The sequence below is a fragment of the Lachnoanaerobaculum sp. MSX33 genome (assembly GCF_000512995.1).
GTDB lineage: Bacteria > Bacillota > Clostridia > Lachnospirales > Lachnospiraceae > Lachnoanaerobaculum.
This window is the reverse complement of the sequence record NZ_AZXX01000091.1, coordinates 1-8,273: the sequence shown is the minus strand read 5'-3', so window position 1 is coordinate 8,273 and position 8,273 is coordinate 1. Positions and strand designations below refer to the sequence as shown.

Sequence of the window (8,273 nt, the reverse complement as noted above, 5' to 3'; positions counted from 1 at the left end):
TGCTGCAATTCCGGCATTTAACCCGTTTACAGAGTCTTCCAGTACAAGGCTTTCACCTATATCCGTTTTCACCTTGTTTGCCGCTTTTAAAAATATATCCGGTGCCGGCTTACCGTTTTCTATCTCATCACCACAGGTAAAATCATCAAAATAGTCATATACATTTGCCATTTTAAGATATTTTATTGCTATCTCTCTCTTAGTTGATGTCGCAAGACAGGCCTTAATATTGTTTTCCTTCAAATATTTAAGTAAATTATCAAGTCCCTTTTTCTTTGTCAATCCATGCTCTCTTATATGAGAAACAATATATTCCTCTCTGGCATCCCTGCCCTTTTCTATATCAAATTCATCGCCTGCGTCAGCTCTCAAAATCTCATATACCAATGCTCTGTTTGCGCCCTTTATCTTAAGTATAGCCTCATCACTTATTTTGCATCCCTGTAATACTGCCGCATTCTGCCATGCTTTTCCATACAGTCTTTCTGTGTCAAACATCAGACCGTCCATATCAAATAAAACTGCTTTTATCATTATTATATCCGCCTTTTATTACTTTATATTAAGATAACATTTTTTTATATTAAAAGCCATAAATTATATTTATATTCCATCACTTGCAGTATTTCATCAAATTACTTTATCCTTCCAACCTATTACCCGATCTCTCATTCCCTCTATATCCAGTACTCCATAGGCAAAACCCTTTCTTACAAGTTCTTCAGGAACAAATTCATCATATTTTTCAAATACAGGTACTTCCTTTTCATAAACCAAAGACATAGGATCTATTTCCTCTGCCGCTTTTTCACTTACTATCTTATAGAATTCTTTTTCACTTACATTCATAGTAAATTGTATAAAATACGGCCTTGAGGGATTTAAACCTTTAAGTCCAAGTTCTTTTGCACAATGTACCTTTAAAAATCTCTCAAGTGCCAAAAACGCATAACTTCCAAGCCACGGAAATAAAGCCCACATATTTCCACCAAGATGTATAAGCGGCTTATTTGACAACTCAGCCTTTTTAAAGCAATCTCTGGCTTGTGCCAGTCTGCATCTACCATGACTCATCAAATACATATATGTATCTGATGAGCTGAGTACCTCTTTCATTTTCTCCAGTACATGAGTATGTATGTCTCCCGGCACATCTCCAAAATAAGCCGGAATATTTCCCTTTACCAAACTTACATATACTACTCTTCTTTTATGATCTACTTCCTCCACAACCCACACTCTGCCTGCAATTGCAACCTTACCGCCTCTTTCCGGCGGTCTCACAACAGTTCCAAGTTCCTGTGAATCCGTTCGTACTGAATATTCTATATTCTCCTGAAAAACAGCATAAAATTTATAGTTATTTACAATTCTTTCACCCGAAATCCCCACTATAAGTCCACCGTTTTCAGTCCTGTTTATATGATCCGTTTTCAACAAATGGAGTAACAAAAGCCTAAAATCATCTCGACTTATTCTTCTAAATGCAGACAGGCTAAGGACTCTTGAAGCCAATTCGGCAGGTGTCATTTCTCCCATTGAAGCTAATGTGCTCATCGTCTGATGGTAGAGCAAACTGTATGGGAGTCTGTCAAGCCTTGGAGGCTCCACAAATTTTTCTTCCACATAGAGCTGTACCAAAGCTATACCCTGTATAAGATACCATGGTATCATTTCAGGCATCATTGCTCTTGGCTCCGGATGATCTTCCCTCATCACAAACCACATTTCCGAAGGTGCTCCTCTCCTTCCTGTTCTTCCAAGTCTTTGCAAAAATCCGGATACTGTAAAAGGAGCATCTATTTGAAATGCTCTCTCAAGTCTTCCTATATCAATTCCCAATTCAAGTGTCGCAGTAGCACATATTGATATCAATGAATCGTCATCCTTCATCTCCTCTTCCGCACTCTCTCTATATGAAGCGGAGAGATTGCCGTGATGTATTAAAAATCTGTCGGATTCGTGATTTGCTTCACAATACTGTCTCAACTGTTGGCATACAATCTCACATTCTTCTCTTGAGTTTGTAAATACGAGACACTTTTTCCCTTTTGTATGTTCAAATATATAAGCAAGTCCGGGATTTGCACCTTTCGGTGCGTACCCGGTTTTTAGCTCCTTTGCTGTATACTCATAACAGGCAGCCTGCGGCTCTGTATTAAAGAAATGTTCCATTGATAATCTCCAGGTTTCCTTGCCTCTGTCAAACTCAGGTATCAATGTTTTTCTCTTGCTTCCGGATGAAAGAAAATTCCCGGCAAGCCTCGGATTTCCTATGGTAGCGGAAAGCCCCACTCTTCTCGGACTACATCCTGCCATCTTGCAAAGCCTTTCTATAAGACAAAATGTCTGTAAACCTCTGTCTGCTCGCAGCAAAGAGTGTATTTCATCAATTACTATAAATCTTAGATCATGAAAAAGAGACGATATTTCCATATGCTTATTTATCATCAATGATTCCAATGATTCAGGTGTTATCTGTAAAATACCTGAAGGCTTTTTTAACAGTTTTCTCTTACCGGTCCGAGTCACATCACCATGCCATCTTGTTACCTTAATATCCGCTTCTTCACATATAAAATTCGACCTTGAAAACTGGTCATTTATAAGAGCTTTTAGTGGTGCTATATAAAGTACTCCCACACTGCTTGAAGGATTTTCCTCAAGCAAAGTCAATATCGGAAAGAATGCCGCCTCTGTTTTTCCCGAAGCTGTAGATGCCGTTAAAAGCAGGTTTTCATCAGTATTAAATAAAACGTCTGCAGCAGCATTTTGCACACCTCTAAGCATCTGCCATCCCGAATTATAAATATATTCCCTTATAAAAGGGGCATATCTTTCATACGTGTTCATAATGTAAACTCCACAAAATTTTCATCGGCATTATCTGATACCGCCTCCGACTTCGCAAAAGAGAAATCGGGAGATTCCAAAAGTTCATTTATTTTTAAATCCGGATTTTGATATATAAGATCCAAAAGCTCAATAAAATCCCTTATAACTTCTCTTGGAGTAATATTTTCTGTCGCTCCTATTCTGTAATACTCAAGTTTTATAAAATCACCCAACTCTATATCACTTAGTTTCCTATTATAGCCATAGAGTCCGGCATGCATATCTGAGAGTTTTTCACATAGTACAAGCATCTCCTCCGGAGTCAGTGCTTCAAGCCTTATTACAGGTGAGAGCAGATCTCTCATACCCGGCTTTGAAAATTTACCTTCCGAGAGTCTTGAACGAAGAGCCTCATAGCTGTATATTCCTCTTCTCTTATCTTCCAATGTTTGTGGCGTTGCACCCATTATAATTCCGAGATATTTTGCCTTCCCCTGCAAGGTGTCATTATACATTGTAAGCATCTTTTCATAATTATATTGTCTGGTGATGGCATTAGGTATCTTATATATATTTACAAGTTCATCTACCATAATCATCATTCCGCTATAACCCGCAAGTCTGAAAAACATAGCAAACAGCTTTAAATACTCATACCAGTCCTCATCTGTGATAATTATATTAACTCCAAGTGCTTCTTTTGCATCTGTCTTTCTGCTGTATTCACCTCTAAACCAACGAACAATTTTCATCTTTGTTTCATCATCCCCGTCTATATAGGCATGATAGTATTTAGACAGTAGTGAGCCGAACTCAAATCCGTGAACCATCTCTGAAAGTCCTGCTATTACAGTGTATATTTTCTTATCCACCTCATCTAAAAGTTCTTTGCTTCCCGGTAATACCCCATTTGTTTCTATACAATCAGTCTGAATATTATTTATCCATCTGTCTAAAAGTAATGTTATTGCTCCACCTTCAGGCTTTGTTTTTGTAGACAAATTTCCTATAAGCTCTCTATATGTCGCAAGTCCCTGTCCTTTAGTTCCCTGCAGTCTTCTTTCCGGCGATAGATCCGCATCCGCTACTATAAAGCCCTTATCCATCACATAATTTCTTATAGTCTGTAATAAAAAGCTCTTTCCGCTACCGTATTTACCTACAATAAATCTAAATGAAGCACCACCTTCTGCCACTATATCCACATCATGCAGCAATGCCTCTATCTCGTTTTTTCTGCCGACTGTAATATATGGCAAACCTGTTCTTGGAACCACACCTCCCTTAAGTGAATTAATCAATGTTTGAGCAATTCTCTTAGGTACCTTTTTATCTTCATTCATATATCTCTCCTATGATATTCAAAATATCCTCTCTATAATCCTCTACCAAATATATTTCATCGCCTTCACATTCCAATATATTGTCACCTATATCTTCAAAGAAAGTCTCATTTATATTGTCGGTAATAATTGATGTAAACAGATTATTTGACTTTATCAGACTTTTATAATCCTTTCCTGCAATAATAAACTTTAGGATCTTTAAATTTATATTATCTGATATTTCCGGCGGTTTATCAAAATCTAAGTTTTCTGATTTACTCTGATTACCGTCATTATATTTTATAGAATTCTTTTCGATAGTATTTTGTATATCAGCCTTTTCAACTATATCTGTATTTATCACCTGAGAATGTATACAATCTTCATCTACAAGCAAACTTGTCTTTGTAATTTCCGCATCGTTTCGAATCTTTTTTAATGCAGAAAAGTCTATATTTATCAGGTTTCTTTCATTGTGTTTTATTTTCTTAAGAGCTTCGTTAAATGCAGATACAATAATGGTGGCAATCCGGGTATCTTCAATACTTGGTTTCAAATAATATCCAAGCTTAAATTCATCTCTGATCAATCTGTCAATTTCATGGACTATAGATGCAAGTTTCTTCTTATTAAAGTATGCTCTTATATAAGATTTTTCCTTCCACCTGCCTGTTTTGCAATGATAAGACCTCACCCCGTTTACTATATATTCTGCATCTTCCTCTGTTTTATCATTCCAATAAACCGCATTTAATAACGGATATATGCTTCTGTTTTGCAGCCTCCCAAAGCAATGTGTAAATATACTTTTGCCGTCAATATTTCCGCTCTTTAATATATATTTCCACACATAGGCATATATAATTATACTTTTCTCTCTTTCCTTTTTAATACTTACGGAATTTAAAAATCTCTTACCGGCAAAAAAACATATGGCATCAAATATTTCCATATCTTCATAATCTTCGGATTTTTTCAAAATTTCAAGTGCATGATCTCTGTCTAATATCTCTTTATCAATATATTTTTTTACCTCATCCACCGGAAAAGCTTTAACAAGTGAATACTCAAAATACCATCTGTGTAAATTCCTTTTTATCTGTGTATTATCTTCTAAAAACCGCCTTCTATAAATTTTTCTTCAAATTCTTTAAGTTTATTCAAACTCTCAACAGATGAAGAACTGCCTATACCGCAAAGAAGCTCATAGATATATAGGTAAATAAAGGATGTAAAGGTTTTGTTATATACGCCGTTCCTAACTTCAGTTCTCCATGTGAAATAAGTTCTCAATTGTTTATCACTCAAATCATGGTATGTAGTAAAATAACCCGAAATATCACATACCTGCCCATGATAATCATCCTCATAATCTTCCATAAACTTGGCCTGCCTATAGAAGTTTCTAGCTCTTAATTGTCCGGAATAATCATCATATCTATACAGTTTTCTCATTTCAGTGATTTTCTCCGGGATACACTCCTTTTTCTTTAGAAAATCACTCCCTTTTGCAAATGGTAAAGGCGTATCCGTATATACAGTTTTACTTTTACCTGTATCTGATAAAGCTGTGTCTTTAGACGGATTGCCTTGCAATATCGCATTATCAAATAATTCAAATATATAATCTCTATCAGTTTTATCATTAAATGATATGCCTATCCAACTACTACCATGCATACGCAAAGGATCAACTATATACTCTTTTATCCTGTCAGATAAACTTGCTTCATATTTCAAATCACAATGTTCCATCCATCTTCCGGTATCGGAATTCCACTCCTTTATAAGAAGCGCAATCATCTTTCCCGTTAAAGGATGGCACAGTCTTGACATAGTTAAAGAGCTATCCCATCTGTCGGACTCTTCAATATTATGTTTTTCTTTTATATAATCTAACAGCTCCTTTAATTCCATTTGTCCATCCTTCTTTAATCACAAAAAGGTCTGAATCCTCTTACAAGAAAACTTGTATCAGGTTTCAGACCTGTAGGCATCACTAATATTATGCAACAGCAAAACTTGACAAATCAAACAGACTGCCTAGAGATGTTCCAAAATCTGTAGGCCTCATAGCTTCCGCTATCTTACTTAGTGTATTATCAAACAGTTCACGATCTTTAAAAATATGGAAAAGCTTTGCTGTATTTCTTGCATCATCTACACCAAGACACCGGTTTGAAAACATCTTTATTGCATCGTCAAATTTAGGTGCATTTATAACCATATCGTAGGTAATTCCTGTCAGGTCCCTCACTATTGATGTAATTCTTGTATTGTACTCAGGTTTTACATAGGTTCTGAATGATGATATCTCCTAAAAGTTTTCATCCAACATTATAGCACCTATTTCAATAGTCTCCATAGTACATCCAAGATTTCTATGCTCTTTTCCAACTTTGTTCATTTCCAAATCAACTACGATATGCTTCATAACAGCCTCCCAAATATTTTATACTTATATAATATATAAAATGCTGTACTATAAAAATGCCTTGTAAAGGTGATCTTAATGTTAAGACCGATACTTATAATACTATATTTATAATGTTTGAACAAGAAAATAAGACATATGGTCTAACCATACGCCTCAAACTTTACAGTACCGGAATAATAATTTCTACACGTCGATTCAACTGTTTTCCTTCAGCTGTCTCATTTGTTGCCACCGGTCTGCTTTCTCCATATCCGTTTGTAGTAATATTGGCAGTAACACCTGCAGATTGTAAGTAGCTCTTTACAGAATTTGCACGATTCTCTGACAGTGTCTGGTTATGTGCATCATCCGCATCGGAGTCGGTATGTCCGTCTATTTCAAAATCGGTTATATTTGCCTCTATTAAAATCTTTGCAAGATTATTTAGAGTTTCCTCCGCATCAGGTCTGATATTATATTTGTCAACATCAAACAATACTCCTGAATCCAGAGTTATCATTATACTGTTTGCCTCTATTGCAGGCACTGCAGGAACCGCACTGAGTAAAGGCAGTTTATATGAGAAAACCAACGGCTTTGCATCAACTTCCTTCTCTTTACCCTTAACTGTAATAACCGCTTTTCCCTTACCGTCATTCTCTATTCCGAGACCTGTTTTCTTGTTCTTATAGCTTCCCGATCCGTCACCGTTTACTTCAATATCCATATTTTGATCTCTGTATATTACATACTGAGTATCTACAGATATACTTAAATTGGTTTCCGACTTGGTATACAAACCTGTTCCGTCTGCATCTACCATCAAATGTATACCATATCTGTTATCTGAATAATTTCCGGATCCGTCTGCTTCCACTTGCAATGTAATTCCTTTATTAGAATCCAAGTATTGTCCCGATCCGTCGGTTTCTCTTTGTATAGTAATTCCTTTTTCACTGTCAATGTATTGTCCGGAACCGTCTCCTTCGGTCTGAACCGTAGTATTTCCGTCCACATACTGTCCGGAACCGTTTTCACCCACCTGCACCGAGGTTGTACCTCTTATAATCTGGTCATTTTCAACTTTAACAGGTGTTACTGTAATACCGGGCACTGATGAAAGGCTTTTTGTAGCGTCCATTTTTATTTTTGCATCAGCATTCTCATTTATACCAAGTGGAGGCAATACTACAACCGGAACCTCAGGAATCTCTCCAAGTGCATACCCTGGGACTTTTAATTCATCCTCATTCACCTTACTCTCAGCTTTTGTAGTCTCTGCAGTAGTTTCTTCCTTTGATGATTCAACTACAGCACTGCTGCTTTCTTTGCTTTCTGTCTTATCGTCGCCTTTTCCACATCCGGCAGCTAAAACACTGACAGCTAAGACACTTGCCAAAATAATTGATTTTTTCATAGACAAACCTCCATATCAATTTGAATTTTAGTTTTAAACTTTAAAGATATTTAGATATTTATTATCACAGTTCAAACCGATTTTCTTAACACTGTAATTGTACAATGTTTCATTTGCAAAATGAACTTACAATTTTTATAGTACGTCTTAATAATTTGATAATAATTCAAGATTTTAAAAGTAAAAATGAGTTGAAAATCAACCCATCAAAACATTTATTCATATATTTATATAAATTTAATTTCTGTCAAACAGCAATACATTTACTTTCATAGGTATT

General features: G+C 36.0%; 7 protein-coding genes. All 7 read right to left on the bottom strand.

Going from position 1 to position 8,273, the window contains the following annotated elements; translation table 11 throughout:
• Positions 1-534, bottom strand: a 534-nt coding sequence (locus HMPREF1495_RS11395; protein ID WP_034214954.1) for an HAD family hydrolase, incomplete at its 3' end; no start/stop codon positions are given.
• A 96-nt stretch (positions 535-630) separates the two neighbouring features.
• On the bottom strand, positions 631-2,853 hold the full coding sequence (locus HMPREF1495_RS11390) for a DEAD/DEAH box helicase (RefSeq protein WP_034214952.1): 2,223 nt from the start codon (positions 2,851-2,853) through the stop codon (positions 631-633).
• A complete protein-coding gene (locus tag HMPREF1495_RS11385) occupies positions 2,850-4,178 on the bottom strand; it encodes an ATP-binding protein (RefSeq protein ID WP_034214950.1) in 1,329 nt (442 codons plus the stop codon). Before HMPREF1495_RS11385 ends, HMPREF1495_RS11390 begins: the two co-directional genes overlap by 4 nt.
• Positions 4,171-5,202: a tellurite resistance TerB C-terminal domain-containing protein gene (locus HMPREF1495_RS14140; protein ID WP_242832905.1), complete on the bottom strand. Its 1,032-nt coding sequence runs from the start codon at positions 5,200-5,202 to the stop codon at positions 4,171-4,173. The genes HMPREF1495_RS11385 and HMPREF1495_RS14140 overlap by 8 nt, the downstream gene beginning before the upstream one ends.
• 71 nt (positions 5,203-5,273) lie before the next feature.
• Positions 5,274-6,077 carry a TerB N-terminal domain-containing protein gene (locus tag HMPREF1495_RS14135; protein WP_242832904.1) on the bottom strand — a complete coding sequence of 268 codons (804 nt, stop codon included), beginning with the start codon at positions 6,075-6,077 and terminating at the stop codon, positions 5,274-5,276.
• 88 nt (positions 6,078-6,165) lie between these two features.
• Complete coding sequence (locus HMPREF1495_RS14130) at positions 6,166-6,474, bottom strand: exonuclease domain-containing protein (RefSeq protein ID WP_256379720.1); 309 nt, start codon at positions 6,472-6,474, stop codon at positions 6,166-6,168.
• Positions 6,475-6,757: 283 nt separating this feature from the next.
• A complete protein-coding gene (locus HMPREF1495_RS11370; protein ID WP_034214947.1) occupies positions 6,758-7,993 on the bottom strand; it encodes an OmpA family protein in 1,236 nt (411 codons plus the stop codon).
• Between the last annotated feature and the right edge of the window lie 280 nt (positions 7,994-8,273).

What these genes read in the sequence shown, in the direction of transcription:
- HMPREF1495_RS14135 (WP_242832904.1), bottom strand. Translation starts at nt 6,077, where the DNA reads ATGGAATTAAAGGAGCTGTTAGATTATATAAAAGAAAAACATAATATT.
- HMPREF1495_RS11385 (WP_034214950.1), bottom strand. Translation starts at nt 4,178, where the DNA reads ATGAATGAAGATAAAAAGGTACCTAAGAGAATTGCTCAAACATTGATT.
- HMPREF1495_RS11370 (WP_034214947.1), bottom strand. Translation starts at nt 7,993, where the DNA reads ATGAAAAAATCAATTATTTTGGCAAGTGTCTTAGCTGTCAGTGTTTTA.
- HMPREF1495_RS11390 (WP_034214952.1), bottom strand. Translation starts at nt 2,853, where the DNA reads ATGAACACGTATGAAAGATATGCCCCTTTTATAAGGGAATATATTTAT.